The 16913-nt window shown below is 69.4% G+C and carries 17 protein-coding genes; 12 read left to right on the forward strand and 5 right to left on the reverse strand.

Annotated elements, in window-relative coordinates; genetic code table 11:
• Positions 1–94: 94 nt before the first annotated feature.
• The 10 genes from murC (at position 95) to MPPM_RS16035 (ending at position 11466) form a co-directional block, all read left to right on the forward strand.
• Positions 95–1501 (forward strand): UDP-N-acetylmuramate--L-alanine ligase, encoded by a 1407-nt coding sequence (murC, locus tag MPPM_RS15990; protein WP_017486195.1) that lies wholly within the window; start codon positions 95–97, stop codon positions 1499–1501.
• 3 nt (positions 1502–1504) lie between these two features.
• A complete protein-coding gene (locus tag MPPM_RS15995; RefSeq protein ID WP_096485891.1) occupies positions 1505–2104 on the forward strand; it encodes an endonuclease domain-containing protein in 600 nt (199 codons plus the stop codon).
• Entirely contained in the window at positions 2101–3033 is a 933-nt protein-coding gene (gene murB / locus MPPM_RS16000) for a UDP-N-acetylmuramate dehydrogenase (RefSeq protein WP_096485892.1), read from the forward strand. Before MPPM_RS15995 ends, murB begins: the two co-directional genes overlap by 4 nt.
• Positions 3034–3070: 37 nt before the next feature.
• Positions 3071–3973, forward strand: a complete 903-nt coding sequence (locus tag MPPM_RS16005) for an SMI1/KNR4 family protein (protein WP_096485893.1) — start codon at positions 3071–3073, stop codon at positions 3971–3973.
• A gap of 67 nt (positions 3974–4040) precedes the next feature.
• Positions 4041–4964, forward strand: coding sequence for a D-alanine--D-alanine ligase (locus tag MPPM_RS16010; RefSeq protein ID WP_096485894.1), 924 nt, complete (start codon positions 4041–4043; stop codon positions 4962–4964).
• On the forward strand, positions 4931–5869 hold the full coding sequence (locus MPPM_RS16015; RefSeq protein WP_096485895.1) for a cell division protein FtsQ/DivIB: 939 nt from the start codon (positions 4931–4933) through the stop codon (positions 5867–5869). The genes MPPM_RS16010 and MPPM_RS16015 overlap by 34 nt, the downstream gene beginning before the upstream one ends.
• Before the next feature lie 62 nt (positions 5870–5931).
• Positions 5932–7254 (forward strand): cell division protein FtsA, encoded by a 1323-nt coding sequence (ftsA, locus tag MPPM_RS16020; protein ID WP_096485896.1) that lies wholly within the window; start codon positions 5932–5934, stop codon positions 7252–7254.
• Between the two features lie 103 nt (positions 7255–7357).
• Positions 7358–9121 (forward strand): cell division protein FtsZ, encoded by a 1764-nt coding sequence (gene ftsZ, locus MPPM_RS16025; RefSeq protein ID WP_096485897.1) that lies wholly within the window; start codon positions 7358–7360, stop codon positions 9119–9121.
• 363 nt (positions 9122–9484) lie between these two features.
• The gene (gene lpxC, locus MPPM_RS16030) at positions 9485–10426 is read left to right on the forward strand and encodes a UDP-3-O-acyl-N-acetylglucosamine deacetylase (RefSeq protein WP_096485898.1); all 942 of its coding nucleotides are present in this window, start codon (positions 9485–9487) and stop codon (positions 10424–10426) included.
• A gap of 164 nt (positions 10427–10590) precedes the next feature.
• Positions 10591–11466 carry an outer membrane protein assembly factor BamD gene (locus tag MPPM_RS16035; RefSeq protein ID WP_096485899.1) on the forward strand — a complete coding sequence of 292 codons (876 nt, stop codon included), beginning with the start codon at positions 10591–10593 and terminating at the stop codon, positions 11464–11466.
• 189 nt (positions 11467–11655) lie between these two features.
• Here MPPM_RS16035 and MPPM_RS16040 read toward each other — a convergent pair whose 3' ends face one another.
• The gene (locus tag MPPM_RS16040; RefSeq protein WP_096485900.1) at positions 11656–12642 is read right to left on the reverse strand and encodes a glycosyltransferase family 2 protein; all 987 of its coding nucleotides are present in this window, start codon (positions 12640–12642) and stop codon (positions 11656–11658) included.
• Between the two features lie 163 nt (positions 12643–12805).
• Here MPPM_RS16040 and recN point away from each other — a divergent pair, with 163 nt between their 5' ends.
• Entirely contained in the window at positions 12806–14506 is a 1701-nt protein-coding gene (gene recN, locus MPPM_RS16045; RefSeq protein ID WP_096485901.1) for a DNA repair protein RecN, read from the forward strand.
• 124 nt (positions 14507–14630) lie between these two features.
• Here recN and MPPM_RS28040 read toward each other — a convergent pair whose 3' ends face one another.
• Positions 14631–14792, reverse strand: coding sequence for a hypothetical protein (locus MPPM_RS28040; protein ID WP_157914199.1), 162 nt, complete (start codon positions 14790–14792; stop codon positions 14631–14633).
• A 498-nt stretch (positions 14793–15290) separates the two neighbouring features.
• Here MPPM_RS28040 and MPPM_RS28930 point away from each other — a divergent pair, with 498 nt between their 5' ends.
• Complete coding sequence (locus tag MPPM_RS28930) at positions 15291–15461, forward strand: hypothetical protein (RefSeq protein ID WP_244573326.1); 171 nt, start codon at positions 15291–15293, stop codon at positions 15459–15461.
• A gap of 90 nt (positions 15462–15551) precedes the next feature.
• Here the strand turns inward: MPPM_RS28930 and MPPM_RS16055 are convergent, their stop codons facing one another.
• Genes MPPM_RS16055 through MPPM_RS16065 form a run of 3 tightly spaced genes read right to left on the reverse strand, consistent with a single transcriptional unit; the run spans position 15552 to position 16909 of the window.
• The gene (locus tag MPPM_RS16055) at positions 15552–15845 is read right to left on the reverse strand and encodes an RNA polymerase sigma factor region1.1 domain-containing protein (protein ID WP_096485903.1); all 294 of its coding nucleotides are present in this window, start codon (positions 15843–15845) and stop codon (positions 15552–15554) included.
• Positions 15846–15904: 59 nt separating this feature from the next.
• Entirely contained in the window at positions 15905–16177 is a 273-nt protein-coding gene (locus MPPM_RS16060) for a YiaA/YiaB family inner membrane protein (RefSeq protein WP_096485904.1), read from the reverse strand.
• A gap of 39 nt (positions 16178–16216) precedes the next feature.
• Positions 16217–16909 (reverse strand): PspA/IM30 family protein, encoded by a 693-nt coding sequence (locus MPPM_RS16065; protein ID WP_096485905.1) that lies wholly within the window; start codon positions 16907–16909, stop codon positions 16217–16219.
• Positions 16910–16913 lie beyond the last annotated feature (4 nt).

Below are 16913 nucleotides of genomic sequence, written 5' to 3' on the forward strand. Positions count from 1 at the left end.
AGGCGCGGGGTGGGCTTCGGCGATTCAGGATCGTCGGGGTTCGATACGAGACAGCCGAGACTCGTCAGAGCCCCGGACTCAAAAGGTTTTCGATATGAAGCTGCCCGAAAAGCTCGGCCCCATCCACTTCATCGGCATCGGCGGCATCGGCATGTCCGGCATCGCCGAGGTGATGGCCAATCTCGGCTACACGGTGCAGGGCTCGGACGCGAACGACAACGCCAATGTCCGGCGTCTGTCCGAGAACGGCATCCGCACTTTCGTCGGCCATCGCGCCGAGAACGTCGAGAACGCGGCCCTCGTCGTCGTCTCGACCGCGATCCGCCGCGACAATCCGGAGCTGATCGAGGCGCGCGAGCGCCGCCTGCCGGTGGTGCGCCGGGCCGAGATGCTCGCCGAGCTGATGCGCTTCAAGTCCTGCGTCGCGGTGGCCGGCACCCACGGCAAGACCACGACGACCTCGCTCGTCGCGACGCTGCTCGATGCCGGCAACCTCGACCCGACGGTGATCAACGGCGGCATCATCAACGCCTACGGCACCAATGCCCGCATGGGCGCCGGCGACTGGATGGTGGTGGAGGCCGACGAATCCGACGGCACCTTCCTCAAACTGCCGGCGGATGTGGCCATCGTCACCAATATCGACCCCGAGCATCTCGACCATTTCGGCTCGTTCGACGCGATCAAGGACGCCTTCCGGCGCTTCATCGACAACATCCCGTTCTACGGCTTCGCGGTGATGTGCATCGACCACCCGATCGTCCAGGATCTGGTCGGCCATATCGAGGATCGGCGCATCATCACCTACGGCGAGAACCCGCAGGCCGACGTGCGCCTGCTGGACATCGACCTGAAGGGTGGACAGAGCCGCTTCCGGGTGATGATCCGCGACCGCCGCCCGGGTTTTCGCCTGGAGATGCAGGATCTCGTCCTGCCGATGCCCGGCCGCCACAACGCGCTCAACGCCACCGCCGCGCTGGCCGTCGCCCACGAACTCGGCGTCTCCGAGGACGCGATCCGCAAGGCGCTGGCCGGCTTCGGCGGCGTCAAGCGCCGCTTCACCCGCACCGGCGAGTGGAACGGCGCGGCGATCTTCGACGATTACGGCCACCACCCGGTGGAGATCGCCGCGGTGCTGCGCGCGGCCCGGTCCTCGACCGACGGCAAGGTGATCGCGGTGGTGCAGCCGCACCGCTACACCCGGCTCCAGTCGCTGTTCGAGGATTTCTGCACCTGCTTCAACGATGCCGACACGGTCATCGTCGCGCCGGTCTACGCCGCGGGTGAGGCGCCGATCGAGGGTATCGACCGCGACTCGCTGATCGCCGGCCTCAAGGCCCGCGGCCACCGCGACGCCGTCGCCCTGGAGCGGCCCGAGGATCTCGCCCGGCTGGTATCCGGCCGCGCGGAGCCGAACGATTACGTCGTGTGCCTCGGCGCCGGCACGATCACCCAGTGGGCCTACGCGCTTCCGGGGGAACTGGCGGCTTTGAAGGGGTGAGGCGTGCGCTCCGCGGACGACGAGCGGAGGCAGTTTCGAAAGCGGCTGCGGCATGAGCAGACGGAGGCCGAGCGCCGCCTCTGGTATCGTTTGCGCGACCGTCGTCTCGCCGGGTTCAAGTTTGTGCGACAGGAGAGCGTCGGCCCCTACGTGGCGGATTTCTGCTGCCGCGAGGCGAGGCTGATCATCGAACTCGACGGCAGCCAGCATGCGGAGAGCGGTTACGACGCGGTTCGAGATGCCTGGCTAATCGAGCAAGGCTATCGCGTTCTTCGATTCTGGAACGCGGAGGTTTCGAACAACGTCATCGGCGTATTAGACACGATCCTTGCCGCGCTTCCCCCCTCTCCCCGCACGCGGGGCGAGGGTCGCGACGACCTCGGACCTCGGGTTTACCCGAGTTCCGATCTAGGTTGCCCAAATCGGGCAAGCCCGACTTGGGTCGTCGGCGCGACGAGCCCGCAGGGCGAAGGTGAGGGGGCCTCGACGCGCGAGCCTCCTCCGGATTCGCCCCCTCACCATCGGCTGCCGCCTCGCTTCGGCGACGACGAGGTCGCCGAAGCCCTCTCCCCGCGTGCGGGGAGAGGGGGAGACCCTGGATGACCGCCTTTCCCGATCTGATTGAAAAAATCCGCGCCGCCGCGCCGAACCTCCGCGGTCGCCTGCTCGAAAACCAGTCGCTCGCCGACCTCACGTGGTTCCGCGTCGGCGGGCCGGCGCAGGTGCTGTTCAGCCCGGCCGACGAGGAGGACCTGTCCGTCTTTCTCGCCGCCCTCGATCCGTCCGTGCCGGTCACCGTGATCGGGCTCGGCTCGAACCTGATCGTGCGCGACGGCGGCATTCCCGGCGTGACGATCCGGCTCGGCGGCAAGGCGTTCGGCTCGGTCGAGATCGACGGCGAGACCCTCCGCGCCGGCACCGCCGTGCCGGACATGCGCCTCGCCAAGGCGGCGGCGGAGGCCAGCCTCGACGGGCTCGCCTTCTTCCGCGGCATTCCCGGTTCGGTCGGCGGCGCGCTTCGGATGAATGCCGGGGCGCACGGCGGCGAGACCACCGACGTGCTGATCCAAGCCCGCGGCATCGACCGCAAGGGCGAGGTCCGCAGCTTCACCCATGCCGAGATGGGCTTTCGCTACCGCCACGCCTCGGCGCCCGAGGACGTGATCTTCACGGGCGCGACCTTCCGCGGCCGTCCCGGAAACCGGGAGGACATCGAGGCGGAGATGGAGCGGGTCACCGCCGCCCGCGAAGCGGCGCAGCCGATCCGCGAGCGCACCGGCGGCTCGACCTTCAAGAACCCCGAGGGCGGCAAGGCCTGGCAGCTCATCGACGCCGCCGGCTGCCGCGGGCTGATCCGGGGTGGAGCCCAGGTCTCGGAGATGCACTGCAACTTCCTGATCAACCGCGGCGGCGCCACCGCCGCCGACATCGAGGGGCTCGGCGAGGAAGTGCGCCGCCGGGTGCGCGAACATTCGGGAATCGAGCTGCACTGGGAGATCAAGCGGATCGGCGTCGAGATCTCGCCCGCCTGAGGGAGCGCACCCACCGAGATCGGAGGAAGGATCGCTCATGGCTACGACCGACCCCACGGCCCTGGCAGCCGAGCTCGGCAGGCTCGTCGACGCGATCGCCGCCGGAGCCGATCAGGCCCGCACAGGCGGCGACATCCTGCGCCTGCGCGACGGGCTCAATCGCGGCTGGGACGGCGCAAAGCCCGGCGCCCACCTGTCGGAGGAAGTCTACCTGGCCCTGCGGCGTCGCTGCGAGGCGGCGCATGCCCACCTGACCGAACGATTCGTTGCCTTGCGGGATACCGTCCCTCAATCCGAGCCCCGCCTCGTCATCGACTCTGACGCCCCGAACCACGCCACGTTCTTCGAGGCGGATGCGCCAGCCGCGGACTGGGCGACGGACGCCGAGGCGGCGATCGGCGCGGCGGAAGCCCGCCTCGGCGTGAGGCTGCCGGAGACGCTCAGGGCGCTCTATCGGCGGCGGAACGGCGGAGCGACGGACTTTGTCCTCGCCACGGACAGGCCCGATGCACCCATGGAATTCGAGGGCGATGCGGCCGTGCGAGAGGGCGAGGAGATCTGGCACACGGTGCTGCCCGGCTTCGGCCTCAGCCCCCTGGAGCGGCTGGAGACCCTCGGCGCGATCGCCGACGGAATCGATTTCGGCCCAGAACTCGGTGACGAGGAGGAATCCTGGCGCGCCGCCCTGCCCGGGATCGACCGCATGATCCCGATCAGCAGCCACGGCTCCGACCTCTGGCTCTGCCTCGACTACACGGAGGCGTCGCCTGAACCCTCGATCGTGCTGTTCGACGCGGTCTCGCCGGATGGCGGCCCCGGCCGCATCACCTTCCGCCGCCCGGATTTCGCGCGCTTCTTCGCCGGGCTGCGGCGGCACGGCATCACCGTCGAGGACGGCATCGCGATGCGCGGCAGCCGTCTCCTCGGCGAGGATGCCTGAATTGCCTGCTACCACCCCACAATCGGGCGCCCGAGGCGCCGAGCCAGCCCTGAAAGGCCCATAGCCGATGTCCAAGCACGTCGCCGTCCTGATGGGCGGCTGGTCCTCCGAGCGGGAGATCTCGCTCCGCTCCGGCAATGCCTGCGCCGCGGCGCTGGAAGGGGAGGGGTACCGCGTCACCCGCGTCGATGTCGGGCCCGACATCGCATCGGTGCTGACCGAGCTGAAGCCCGATGCGGCGCTCAACGCGCTGCACGGCCCGGCCGGCGAGGATGGCACGATCCAGGGCCTCCTGGAGATCCTGAAGATCCCCTACACCCATTCCGGCGTGCTGGCCTCGGCGCTCGCCATGCACAAGGAGCGTGCCAAAACGGTCATGCGCGCGGCCGGAGTCAGCGTTCCGGAGGGCCGGGTCGTTAACCGTCATGATGCGGCGAAGTCACACCCGTTAACCCCTCCCTATGTCGTGAAGCCGATCGCCGAGGGCTCCTCCATGGGGGTCATCATCGTGCGGGACGGGCGCTCCCACCCGCCCCAGATCCTGGCCTCCGACGAATGGGTCTACGGCGAGGAAGTCCTTGCGGAGACTTACGTTGCCGGCCGCGAGCTGACCTGCGCCGTGCTGGGCGACCGGGCACTCGGCGTGACCGAGATCAAGCCCATCTCGGGGGAGTGGTACGACTTCGATGCGAAGTACGCCGGCGGGGGGTCGATCCACGTCCTCCCCGCCGATCTTAAACTAAATATTTACCAGCGTGTCCAAGAGTTGGCGTTAACGGCGCATCAAGCACTGGGATGTCGTGGCGTCAGCCGTGCCGACCTTCGTTACGACGACACGCCGGGGGGAACCGGCGCCCTCGTCGTCCTCGAGGTCAACACGCAGCCAGGGATGACCCAGACGAGCCTTGTGCCGGAGATCGCGGCCCATGCAGGCCTGAGTTTCGGTGAACTCGTCCGATGGATGGTGGAGGACGCTTCTCTCAACCGCTGAACGCCGCCGGCACGCCCGGCAGCGGCGGATTCCTCGCGGGCCTGAGGCTCCCGAGAATCCTCAGGCGGTTCTCGTCGGCGCGCCGGCTGCGGCCGGCGGTGCCGATCGAGGCGCGCGTGCCGCGGCTCGCGGGCACCGCGCTAGTCGCGGGCCTCGCCGGCACCGTCGCGCTGACCGGCTTCGTCATGAGCGGGCGCTTTGACGCCTTCGTCGCCGAGAACGGCCGTCCGCTCGACATCCTCGCCCGAATCGCCGGTTTCGGCGTCGAGCGGGTGACCATCACCGGCCTGTCGCGGATGTACGAGCGCGAGGTGCTGAGCACCGCCGGCATCGACTGGCGCTCCTCGGTGCCGTTCCTCGACGTCGATGGGGTGCGCGATCGCCTGCTCGCCGAGAAGCTGATCGCCAGCGCCTCCGTGCGCAAGCTGTACCCGAACGAGATCGTCATCAACCAGGTCGAGCGGGAGCCCGCCGCCCTGTGGCAGCAGAACGGCGAGATCCAGGTGATCGCCGCCGACGGCAAGGTGATCGACGACCTGCGCGACGAGCGCTACGTCAACCTGCCCCTCGTCGTGGGTGCGGGCGCCAATGAGCGCCTCAAGGAATATCTCGACCTGATCGAGGCCGCCGGGCCGTTGGGCTCGCGCATCCGCGCCGGCACCTACGTCTCCGGCCGTCGCTGGACGCTCAAGCTCGACGGCGTCGACATCCGCCTGCCCGAAGCCGATCCCGCCGAGGCGCTGGCCCGTCTCGTCCGCCTGGAGCGGGACAGCAGGATTCTGGAGAAGGACATCATCGCGGTCGACCTGCGCATGGCCGACCGCGTCGTGGTGCGCCTGACCGAGGAGGCCGCGGCCGCCCGGGCCGAGAGCCGCAAGAAGCCGAAGAAGGGGACCGCGACATGAGCGCCGCCCTCTCGAACGATCTCTCCTCCGTGTCCTCTCGCGTATCCGTCGAGTAGCGTCCGATGCAGACTCACCACGGCCTCACGCCGCGCCTGAAGCCGCTCTCCGCCCGCCGGAGCGCGACGATGTCGGTGCTCGACATCGGCACCAGCAAGGTCGTCTGCCTCATCGCCGAGCTGCAGCCGGCCGAGGCGATGTCGACCCTGCGCGGGCGCACGCACCTGGCCCGCATCATCGGCATCGGCCACCAGCGCTCGCTCGGCCTCAAGGGCGGCGCCATCGTCGATCTGGAGGCGGCCGAGGGCGCGATCCGGCAGGCGGTCCACGCCGCCGAGCGGATGGCCAAGGCCGAGGTCCAGTCGGTCATCGTCAACATCTCCGGCGGGCGCATCGCCTCGCAGCATTTCGAGGCGCGGGTGAACGTCCGCTCCGGCACCGTCACCGGCGCCGATGTCGAGCGCGTGCTGGAAACCGCGAGCGCCCACGGCGTCAGCCCCGGCCGGGCCGTGCTTCACGCCCTGCCGACCGGCTACGCGCTGGACGGCCAGGGCGCGGTGATCGACCCGTCGGGCATGATCGGCAGCGCCCTCGGCGTCGATCTCCACGTCGTCACCGCGGAGGCCGCCGCCGCCCGCAATCTGATGCTGGCGGTCGAGCACTGTCATCTCGGCGTCGACGCGGTGATCGCCACGCCCTACGCCGCCGGCCTCTCGGCGCTGGTGGACGACGAGGCCGAACTCGGCTGCGCCGTCGTCGACATGGGCGGCGGCACCACCAGCGTCGGCGTGTTCATGGGCGGGCACCTCGTCCATTGCGACGCGGTCGCGGTCGGCGGCCACCACGTCACCATGGACATCGCCCGCGGTCTCTCGACCCGCGTCAACGTCGCCGAGCGACTGAAGACGCTCTACGGCTCGGCCATCGCCACGGCCTCCGACGAGCGGGACATGATCGCCGTGCACGGCGTCGGCGAGGACGAGGGCGAGGCACCCGGCCACGTGCCCCGCTCGCAGCTCGTGCGCATCGTCAAGCCGCGGGTCGAGGAGGTGCTCGAACTCGTGCGCGACCGCCTGCGTGGGGCCGGTTTCGGCGCCCAGGCCGGACGCCGGGTGGTCCTCACGGGCGGCGCCAGCCAGCTCGTCGGCCTGCCGGAGACGGCCCGACGCATCCTCCAGGGACAGGTCCGGATCGGGCGCCCGCTCGGCATCCGCGGCCTGCCGGAAGCCGCCAAGGGGCCCGCCTTCTCGGCCTCGGTCGGCCTGCTGGTCTACCCGCAGGTGGCGCATGCGGAGCATTTCGAGCCGCGGGGGCAGGGCGCCTTCGCCGGCACGGGAACGGACGGCTACTTCTCGCGGGTCGGTCGCTGGATCCGGGAAAGTTTCTGAAGACGACCCCGCGCCGCCGCGAGGCCAGCGCGGGACAAGCAAAACAGGGCAGGCGTCGCAAGACGTCGTTCAGGCAATCGAAAGTCACGAAGGGTTCGACCACATGGCCATCTCTCTTCAGGCTCCGGACATCCGGGAACTCAAGCCCCGCATCACCGTGTTCGGCGTCGGCGGCGCGGGCGGCAATGCCGTCAACAACATGATCGAGTCGGGTCTGCTCGGCTGCGAGTTCGTCGTGGCCAACACCGATGCCCAGGCGCTCACCTCCTCGAAGGCCGAGCGGGTGATCCAGATGGGCATCGGCGTGACGCAAGGGCTCGGCGCCGGCTCGCATCCGGAAGTCGGCTCGGCGGCGGCCGAGGAAGTCATCGACGAGATCCGCGACCAGCTCTCGGGCGCGCACATGGCCTTCATCACCGCCGGCATGGGCGGCGGCACCGGCACCGGCGCGGCCCCGGTCATCGCCCGCGCGGCGCGTGACATGGGCATCCTGACGGTCGGCGTTGTGACGAAGCCGTTTCAGTTCGAGGGCATGCGCCGGATGCGCACGGCCGAGGCCGGCATCCAGGAGCTTCAGGCGGCGGTCGACACCCTGATCGTCATCCCGAACCAGAACCTGTTCCGGGTCGCCAACGAGAAGACCACCTTCGCCGACGCCTTCGCCATGGCCGACCAGGTGCTCTACTCGGGTGTCGCCTGCATCACCGACCTGATGGTCAAGGAAGGTCTGATCAACCTCGACTTCGCCGACGTGCGCGCGATCATGCGCGGCATGGGCAAGGCGATGATGGGCACCGGCGAGGCGTCGGGCGAGAACCGCGCCAACCGCGCGGCGGAAGCGGCCATCGCCAACCCGCTCCTCGACGACGTGTCGATGAAGGGCGCCCGCGGCCTGCTGATCTCGATCACCGGCGGCTCCGACCTCACGCTCTACGAGCTCGACGAGGCCGCCACCCGCATCCGCGAGGAGGTCGATTCCGACGCCAACATCATCCTCGGCGCGACCTTCGACGAGAGCCTCGACGGCATCATCCGCGTCTCGGTGGTCGCCACCGGCATCGAGCCGGCGCTGATCTCGGCCGATTCCCCGAACAACCCGGAGATCGCCCAGACCGAGCAGCGGATCGCCGAGGTCGCCGAGCGCCTGCGCTCCGAGGCCCGCGCCCGCGCCTCCGCCGCGCTGAGCCCGGCCTCCACGCACCAGCCGGTGCAGCAGCAGGCGGCGCATCAGCCGGCGCCCCGCATGTCGGCCCCCGAGCCGCTGCTCGCCCCGAATGCCGGGCCGCGGGCGATGCTGTCCGAGCCGGTCGCGCCCGAGCCGATGCGCGCCGAGCCCGCCCCGGCGATGCATCACCACGACGTGGTGTTGACGCAGGCGCCGGCCCGCGCCGCCGTCCCGGCCTACGAGCCGCCGGCCCGGGTCCAGCCCCACGAGCCGGCGCCGGTCGCCAGCGGCCCCTACGTGCCGCCGGCCCCGCAGCTTGCCCGTGCGCCGCGCATGCCGCAGATCTCGGACCTGCCGCCCCACACCCAGGCGCAGATTCTCAAGAGCCGCGGCGAGGAGCCCCAGCCGGAGCCGAGCCAGGACTCCAAGCGCATGACCCTGCTGCGCCGGCTCGCCACCGTCGGCTTCGGCGGCCGCCGCGAGGAGGCCGAGCCGGCCCCGGCGCAGCCGGCCCGCGCCGCCGCGCCGGCCCCGGTCGCCGCGCCGCGCATCGAGCCGGCCGTGCGGGCCCCGGCGCCCCAAGCGCCGCAATACCGCCCCGCCCAGGGCAACCTCGACCCGCAGGGCCGCGCCCTGCCGCCGCGGATGATGGAAGACGACCAGCTCGAGATTCCCGCCTTCCTCCGCCGCCAGGCGAACTGATCAACGACCGGAGAGGCGCATCGGCTGTGGATTGATGGGGGCAACCACACCTCCATCGGCCCTCGGTGAGGTGTTTCGGCAACAGACCCGGGATCGCAAGATCCCGGGTTTAGCTGCTTGTTAAGACATTGAACACAAAATGCTTTTCAAAGATCGTGGCGAAACCGTGGCTGTAACAGATCGTAAGAATCCGTGATTTGGCCGCCCTGTTTGCCACAGCTATACACCATGCCGGAACGACAGAAGGCGCGGATGGTCGACCGACCGGCAGCGCTCGCAGAGGCTTCAAGCAGCGGACGGACTTTCCCACACCGCGCCCCGAACCGGGCATGCGCGGGAAGGATCCTGGCCGAGGGCTAAGGTATGCGGACGAACCAACAAACAACGCTCAAAACGTCCGTGACCCTCACCGGAATCGGAGTCCACTCCGGAAATCCGGCAGAGATCACGATCCACCCCGCCAAAGCCAACCACGGTATCGCCTTCCTCCGGACGGGCACCACCACCGGCAACGATCGGCTCATCAAGGCCCACTTCGCCTGCGTCTCCGCCACCGAGCTGTGCACCGTCATCGGTGACGTCGAGACCGGCGCCGTCGCCACCATCGAACACCTGATGTCGGCCCTCTACGGCCTCGGCGTCGACAACGCGCTGATCGAGATCGACGGCCCCGAGATGCCGATCCTCGACGGCAGCGCCCGCCCCTTCGTCGCTGCCATCGACAGCGTCGGCCTCACCACCTGCGGCGCGGCGCGCCGCTGGATCAAGGTGCTCCAGCCCGTCCGCATCGAGGCCGGCCGCGCCTTCGCCGAACTCCGCCCGATCGACCGCGGCTTCCGCCTCGACGTGGAGATCGACTTCCAATCCCCGGTGATCGGCCGCTCGCGCAAGGCGATGGACCTGACCCCGGCCGCCTACCGCCGCGAGATCGCCCCCGCCCGCACCTTCGGCATGATGAAGGACGTGGAGCGCTACTGGAAAGCGGGCTTTGCGCTCGGCGCCTCCCTCGACAACACCGTCGCCGTCGGCGAGACCGCCGTCGTCAACCCGGAAGGCCTGCGCTTCGCGGACGAGTTCGTCCGCCACAAGTTCCTCGACGCGGTCGGCGATCTCGCGCTGGCCGGGCTGCCGATCCAGGGCGCCTACCGCTCCTATTGCGGCGGCCACCGCATGAATGTCGGCATCCTTGAGGCCCTGTTCGCCGACCGCGCGAACTACGCCATCGTCGAGGGCCAGGGCACGCGCCGCGAACCGGCCCGCGCCGAGTTCGGCCTTGGCATCGCCGCCTTCGCCGCGGAACTGTAACCGCCGCGCCACATCGGTCCGCGATCCACGCTTCCGGCGGAATACGTTAACGGTTCCCGCCGCCCTGCCGTTTTGACGCCCGAATCGGCCTCCACCCGTGAAAGCCTGCGCGTAGGTCGCGTGTCGCCCCGAAGCGGCCGGACCTGACAGGGAATTTGACCGCGATGCCTCTGACCTTCCCGACCCGTGGCGCGATGGCGGCCGTGCTCCTCAGCCTCGGCCTCGGACTCGGCGGCTGCGACGCCCTCGACCCGACCAATCTCTTCGCCGAGAAGTACAAGCCCGAGGCCGTTCCGGACACGCCGGCGGACAAGCTCTACAGCGAGGGCTTGGCGAAGATGGAGGACAAGGATTACGAGAACGCCGCCAAGAGCTTCGATCAGCTCGACAAGCAGTACACCTATTCCGACTGGTCGCGGAAAGGCCTGCTGATGACGGCCTACGCGAACTACGAGGGCGCGAAGTACGACGACGCCATCACAGCCTCCAAGCGCTACCTGCAGCGCCATCCGGCGAGCAAGGATGCGGCCTACGCCCAGTACCTGATGGCGATGTCGCAGTATAAGCAGATCCCGGACGTGACCCGCGATCAGGAGCGCTCCGAGCGCGCCCTCGTCGCCCTCCAGGAGCTGGTGCAGAAGTACCCGACCTCGGAATACGCCGCCGACGCCAAGGCCAAGATCCAGATCACCCGCGACCAGCTCGCCGGCAAGGAGATGGAAGTCGGCCGCTTCTATCTTGAGAAGCGCGCCTTCCCGGCGGCGATCAACCGCTTCCGCGACGTGGTCAGCAAGTACCAGACGACCCGCCACGCCGAGGAGGCGCTGGAGCGCTTGGTCGAGGCCTACATGGCGCTCGGCATCACCGCCGAGGCACAGACCGCCGCGGCCGTGCTCGGCCACAATTTCCCCGACAGCCCCTGGTACCAGGATGCCTACAAGCTCCTGCAGACCGGCGGTCTGGAGCCGCGGGAGGAGAAGTCCTCCTGGATCAGCAAGATCTATCGCGGCGTGATCGGGCGGACCGCCGCCGCGGAGTAGCAGCGGCGCGCCCGGGCGCAACACGGGCAAAGCGTTCGAGCAGCGTCCCCGATCCGCGATCGGGGACGCTGTCTTCGTTTGAGCACCGTCGCGTCGGTCCTCCGCGCGCGGCCGCCCCTCGCACCCACAACGCATCCGTTTCCGCCCATTTCCAACGGGTCGGGGCTCGGTGTGGCGGAGGAGAGGGCCTCAGATGAGCCGGTCGATCCGCCTCTCGATCCGCTCGGAATACGCCCGTGCCACGGGCAGGGCATCAGTCAGCTCGCCGTAGCGGCTGCACACATCCGACAGGAACCCGACGAGCGCCCGGACTGACTGCATCTCGGGATCGTTCTTCGGGGTGTAGCGAAGGGGGCCGCCGCGATAGTCCATCGGGTCGTGGACAACGCTACGGTCCTCGTTCTTCCGCTCGAGGAAGCTCTCCGACCGCAGCAACGTCTCGGGACGGTCTCGGAGCAGCTCGAACGGCCCGCGGTAATGGGCCGAGAAGCCCCGGTTCATGCACGCCTCGCCAGCGGTCAGGATTTTCGCCCATCCGCGCACGACCTTCGTGACGTACTGCGCGGCGTTGCGCTCGGAGAAATGCGCGATCCAGAGCCGCTGCTCGGTGACGACCCTGCCTTGGCTTCCTTCCGGCAGGTACACGTCGTGCTGCCCCTCCAGCACGAGACCTTTCTCCTTCGCCAGCCGCCAGCTCACGATCACCTTGCCGTCGGCGGCGACCTCGGTGCGGTGCGTGATGCGGCGCGGGACGAGGTTCTCGGTCGCGTCATCGCGGGTCGTGTAGTTGTAATGCGCCCACGGAATCCGGACCGCGACGACATTCGCGCCGGAGTTCTCCAGCTCCTGGAGATGATTGCGAAGGCCGCCCGGCAGCTGACGCTCGTCGTAGAACTCGTCGCTGTCGAGACAAGCCACCCAATCCGCATCGTGCCGCTCAACCGCCTCGTTGTAGAGCCAGTTGTTCATGTCCCGGTCGGAGAAGCAGATCGACGGTGACTGGTAGACCGTGAGTGGAAGCCCCTCTTCGGCGAGCCTTCCGATGATCTCGATGGTCCCGTCCCGGCTGCCGTTGTCGAGAATGATGTGATGATCGACGAAGGCGGAGGCATGCCGAACAAATGCCTCGATGATATCGACCTCATCGAGCACTCGACTCACCGCAACGACACGCATGCACCAGCTCCCAGACACGTCCGACCCGGTGAGCGAAGCGGCCAGGTCGCGACTCTCGCGCGGCCGATCGTCGTCATGGGTCCCGCAGCACTTTCCGGATGAAGTCCTCTCCGCTTACGGCTAAACCCGCGGACAATCCAATAAGGGGCTCTGGCGCCGCTTCATGCTCGTCCAGCTCGCAATCCGCGACATCGTTCTGATCGACAAGCTCGAATTGACCTTCTCCGCCGGGCTCACCGTCCTCACGGGCGAGACCGGTGCGGGCAAGTCGATCCTGCTCGATGCCTTCGCCCTGGCGCTGGGCGGGCGTGGCGACGGCGGTCTCGTGCGGCAGGGCGAGGCGCAGGGCGGCGTCACCGCCGTGTTCGACGTGCCCAGCGACCACCCCGCCCGGGCCGTCGCTGCGGCGGCCGAGATCGACACCGACGGCGACCTGATCCTGCGCCGCATGCAGTTTGCCGACGGGCGCACGCGCGCCTTCGTCAACGACCAGCCGGTGGGCGTGCAGACCATGCGGTCGATCGGCACCGCGCTCGTCGAGATCCACGGCCAGCACGACGACCGGGCGCTTGCCGATCCTACAACGCACCGCACCATCCTCGACGCGTTCGGCGGCTTGCAGGGCCCGCTCAACCAAGTTGCCGCTGCGGCCAAACGCGTGCGCGCCGCCCGTTCGAACCTGTCCGAGCAGCGCGCGCGGGTCGAGGCGGCGCAGAAGGAAGCCGACTTCCTCCGGCACGCGGTGGAGGAGCTCGGCAATCTCGACCCCCAGGCGGGCGAGGAGGCGATGCTGGCCGAGCGCCGCACGGTGATGCAGCAGGGCGAGAAGGTCGCCCGCGAGTTGAACGAGGCCCTCGATCTCGTCGGCGGCTCCGGCTCGCTGGTGCCGCACCTCTCCTCCGCCGTTCGCCGGCTGGAACGGCGCAGCGCGACGGTGCCGACCCTGGTCGATCCGAGCATCGCGGCGCTCGACGCCGCACTCGTGGCCCTGGACGAGGCACGGGCCGCCCTCGACGCGGCGGTGCTCGCCGCCGAGTTCGACCCGCGCGAGCTGGAGCGGGTCGAGGAGCGCCTGTTTGCCCTGCGCGCCGCCTCGCGGAAATACGCGGTCCCCGCCGACGACCTCGCCGATCTGCGCGGCCGCTACGATGCGGACGTGGCCGCTCTCGATGCCGGCGAGCAGGCGCTCGCGGGGCTCGAGGCCGAGTTGGAGGCTGCGGAAGCCGCCTATGCCCAGGCGGCGAAGAAACTCGGCGACGGGCGACGCAAGGCCGCGAAAGCGCTGGACGCGGCGGTGCAGGCCGAGCTTCCGCCGCTGAAGCTGGAAGGCGCCCGCTTCATCACGCAGATCACCGTGGACGAGGCCTCCCGCGACGCGGCGGGCACCGAGCGGGTCGAGTTCTGGGCGCAGACCAATCCGGGCACTCGCGCGGGCCCGATGATGAAGGTCGCCTCGGGAGGCGAGCTCTCCCGCTTCATGCTGGCGCTCAAGGTGGTGCTGGCCGGCAAGGGCTCGGCGCCGACGCTGATCTTCGACGAGATCGATACCGGCCTCGGCGGCGCGGTGGCCGATGCCATCGGCGCGCGGCTCGGCCGGCTCTCGGAGCAGGTACAGGTCGTGGCGGTGACGCACGCCCCGCAGGTCGCCGCCCGCGCCTCGACGCATTTCCGCATCGCCAAGGACAGCGTGAAGGGGAAGACGGCCAAGGGCGCGGAGAAGGGTGGTGATCGGGTAACCACCCGTGTGGTCGGCCTTGCGGCGGATGCGCGCCGAGAGGAGATCGCGCGGATGCTCGCCGGCGCCACGGTCACCGACGAGGCTCGCGCCGCGGCGGCACGGCTGCTTCAGGGGGCGGAGGGCTGATCCGGCTCCCGCCGCACCGCCGCATCCGAACAGGAAACGGTCCGGAATCGAACGTCCCTCAGGGTCCTGTCTCGACCCCATCCGTGCGGCGAGGCCCGGCATCGGCCTGCGATGACGTCGCGTGTCAGAGCAGGCCGATCCAACCGACCAGGTAGAGCGCCGCGAGCAGGCCGATCCCGAGCAGGCCGCCTCTGACCGCGCCCGTCACGCACTGATGCAAGACCGATGGCGACTCACGGTCCGCCAAGTTCTCCCGATGCCATCGCTCGACCAACGTCTCGTGCATGCGTGAGCGCCGAAGCCTTCGGAGATGCTCGTGGAGGTTGGTCCGCTCGGGCGCGTTCGTCAATATTGCCCTGATCGTTCCCGCCCTCGGCACGTGCACTCGACGTGCGATGACTGATGCGGCCCGCTATCAATTGCAGGGTGGCGCTCTCCTTGATCGCAGTGGGTGATCGACTTCGGCGCTGCGAGGCCGAGCGCACACTCGATTGGCGTCAGGGTTGCCGGACAAACAATGATGAGAGAGCCGTGGTTAACGGCCCGTTTTTTATTGTAGTATAGAATATCAGTCTATCTCTCGTTCCGCAGCATCAGAATGAAGATAATTCTGGCCTTGGCGGCATCCGCTGCACTTCTCTGGACTGGAGGAGCCGAGGCGCAGCCCGGCAAGCCGATCCGGCAGCCGACGGCGGCTTCGACGCAGGGGCTCTGCGAGCAATCTCCACCGGAAGAACGGGCGCATGTCCCCGGCGAAGCCGAGCGTGCCGGCACACAAGCGCGAATGGCGGCGCTCTACAAGCGGCTCGACGATCATGCAGAGCGCGCCACGCGCTCGATCTGCAAAGGCTGCCAGCCGGAACGGCTCTCCGGAGATCCATCCCGGCGGCTCGTCGCCTCGGTGGAACCCTCTGAGAACATCGTGGGCGATCCAGCCCAGGCCCCCGACTATTGAGGCATCTCGGCGATCGGTCTACGCGCGGCGTGATCGGCCCCGTCATGATCGACGGACTGCTAAGACCTCGCGTGAAACGGGAGGGACACCCTACTCGCCCTCGTCCAGCTCGATCCCATACTCGGCCAGCACCCAGAAGATCGCCTCCAGATCGTCCGCGGTCACGTCGCGCGGCGGCAGCGCCTCTTCGAGGTCGTCGTAGGTCAGCGAGCGGCGGCGCTCCGCGTCCGCCTTGGCGAGCAGGCGATCGACGGTCATGCGGATATCGGCCGGCAGGGCGTCGTGGCTCGGCAGCACGATCCCGCCGGCCGGGCGCAGGGCGTCGCTGAGCAGACGATCGATGATCGCCTGCCGTCGCGCGTGAGCTCCGTCCGAACTGTCCATGTCACGGAATATGGACCGTCGCGGGCGCGCGTCGAGTCTCTGCCGACCTGCGTCTTTCGTCACTCCTTGCCCACCGACATCAGCAGGCGCTCGGTTCGGGCATCCTCGATGCGGTTGACCATGCGGCGCGCCTCATGGACGTCGCGGAGCGTCTTGGTCGCCGTGATGCAGGACTGGATGAGCATCACCGTGCCCATGGCGAGGTAGCCCTTCATCCAAAGGTCGAGGGGCATGAACAGGATGCCGAAGCCGACGAGCACGGCGGAGGCGACGAAGGAGGCTTGGGTGAAGACGACCCAGGCGCCGGTATGCTGCGCAGTCTCTTGGGGCATGGTGCAGATCCTTCGGAAGGAGGGGAGGCGGGCAACGGATCAGGCGGAGGCGGACCCATCGGCCTCGGCGCGGCGGCGCAGCCGGGCGAGGACGTCGTCGGAGGAGGAGCGCGTACGCGGTCCGAAGCCCTCGCGTTCGAGGCGTTCGGCAATGCTCTCCTCCGGCGTCTCGATCGCGGCCAGCGCCTCGTCGGTCGCCGCCGCCTCGGCCTGGACGCGCTGAAGGCGGGCCAGCGTCGCCTCGGCCTGCCGCAGGTTCGCGCGCTCACCCACGCTCGCCGCCGGGCGCAGTCGGCGGACGGCCTCGGCGGCGGCCGCGACCCGCCGCCCGCGCTCCAGCGCCGCCTGACGGCGGGCCGCATCGGCGAGCACGGCGCGCAGCCGCGCCACCTCCGCGGCGAAGGTCGCCCGCGCGGCGCGCAGGGCATCCCGCTCAGCCTCGAGGCTCGCGATCGCCTCCGCCGCGTCGCGGGCCAGATCCTCGCGGCCCCCAGCGAGGGCCGCCACGGCGCGGATCTCCAGATCGGCGGCGCGCGCCTCGACCTCGGCCAAGCGTCGCGCCTCGGCGGCATCCCCGGCCATGGCCGCCGCCAGCGTGCGCCGGCCGCGCTCCAGATCGGCGGCAGTCTCGCGGATCTGCTGATCGAGCACGAGGAGAGCGTGGCGGTCGTGAGCCTCCTCGCAGGCCTGCGCGGCGGCGCCGCGGGCAAGGGTTCGCAACAGCGTCAACATGGCA

Origin of the sequence: Methylorubrum populi (assembly GCF_002355515.1) — a bacterium.
GTDB lineage: Bacteria > Pseudomonadota > Alphaproteobacteria > Rhizobiales > Beijerinckiaceae > Methylobacterium > Methylobacterium populi_A.

Bases quoted from the DNA above. Each gene is read 5' to 3' on its own strand.
- murC (WP_017486195.1), top strand. From the start codon at position 95: ATGAAGCTGCCCGAAAAGCTCGGCCCCATCCACTTCATCGGCATCGGC.
- murB (WP_096485892.1), top strand. From the start codon at position 2,101: ATGACCGCCTTTCCCGATCTGATTGAAAAAATCCGCGCCGCCGCGCCG.
- MPPM_RS16005 (WP_096485893.1), top strand. From the start codon at position 3,071: ATGGCTACGACCGACCCCACGGCCCTGGCAGCCGAGCTCGGCAGGCTC.
- MPPM_RS16010 (WP_096485894.1), top strand. From the start codon at position 4,041: ATGTCCAAGCACGTCGCCGTCCTGATGGGCGGCTGGTCCTCCGAGCGG.
- MPPM_RS16015 (WP_096485895.1), top strand. From the start codon at position 4,931: ATGGATGGTGGAGGACGCTTCTCTCAACCGCTGAACGCCGCCGGCACG.
- ftsA (WP_096485896.1), top strand. From the start codon at position 5,932: ATGCAGACTCACCACGGCCTCACGCCGCGCCTGAAGCCGCTCTCCGCC.
- ftsZ (WP_096485897.1), top strand. From the start codon at position 7,358: ATGGCCATCTCTCTTCAGGCTCCGGACATCCGGGAACTCAAGCCCCGC.
- lpxC (WP_096485898.1), top strand. From the start codon at position 9,485: ATGCGGACGAACCAACAAACAACGCTCAAAACGTCCGTGACCCTCACC.
- MPPM_RS16035 (WP_096485899.1), top strand. From the start codon at position 10,591: ATGCCTCTGACCTTCCCGACCCGTGGCGCGATGGCGGCCGTGCTCCTC.
- MPPM_RS16040 (WP_096485900.1), bottom strand. From the start codon at position 12,642: ATGCGTGTCGTTGCGGTGAGTCGAGTGCTCGATGAGGTCGATATCATC.
- recN (WP_096485901.1), top strand. From the start codon at position 12,806: ATGCTCGTCCAGCTCGCAATCCGCGACATCGTTCTGATCGACAAGCTC.
- MPPM_RS28040 (WP_157914199.1), bottom strand. From the start codon at position 14,792: ATGCACGAGACGTTGGTCGAGCGATGGCATCGGGAGAACTTGGCGGAC.
- MPPM_RS28930 (WP_244573326.1), top strand. From the start codon at position 15,291: ATGGCGGCGCTCTACAAGCGGCTCGACGATCATGCAGAGCGCGCCACG.
- MPPM_RS16055 (WP_096485903.1), bottom strand. From the start codon at position 15,845: ATGGACAGTTCGGACGGAGCTCACGCGCGACGGCAGGCGATCATCGAT.
- MPPM_RS16060 (WP_096485904.1), bottom strand. From the start codon at position 16,177: ATGCCCCAAGAGACTGCGCAGCATACCGGCGCCTGGGTCGTCTTCACC.
- MPPM_RS16065 (WP_096485905.1), bottom strand. From the start codon at position 16,909: ATGTTGACGCTGTTGCGAACCCTTGCCCGCGGCGCCGCCGCGCAGGCC.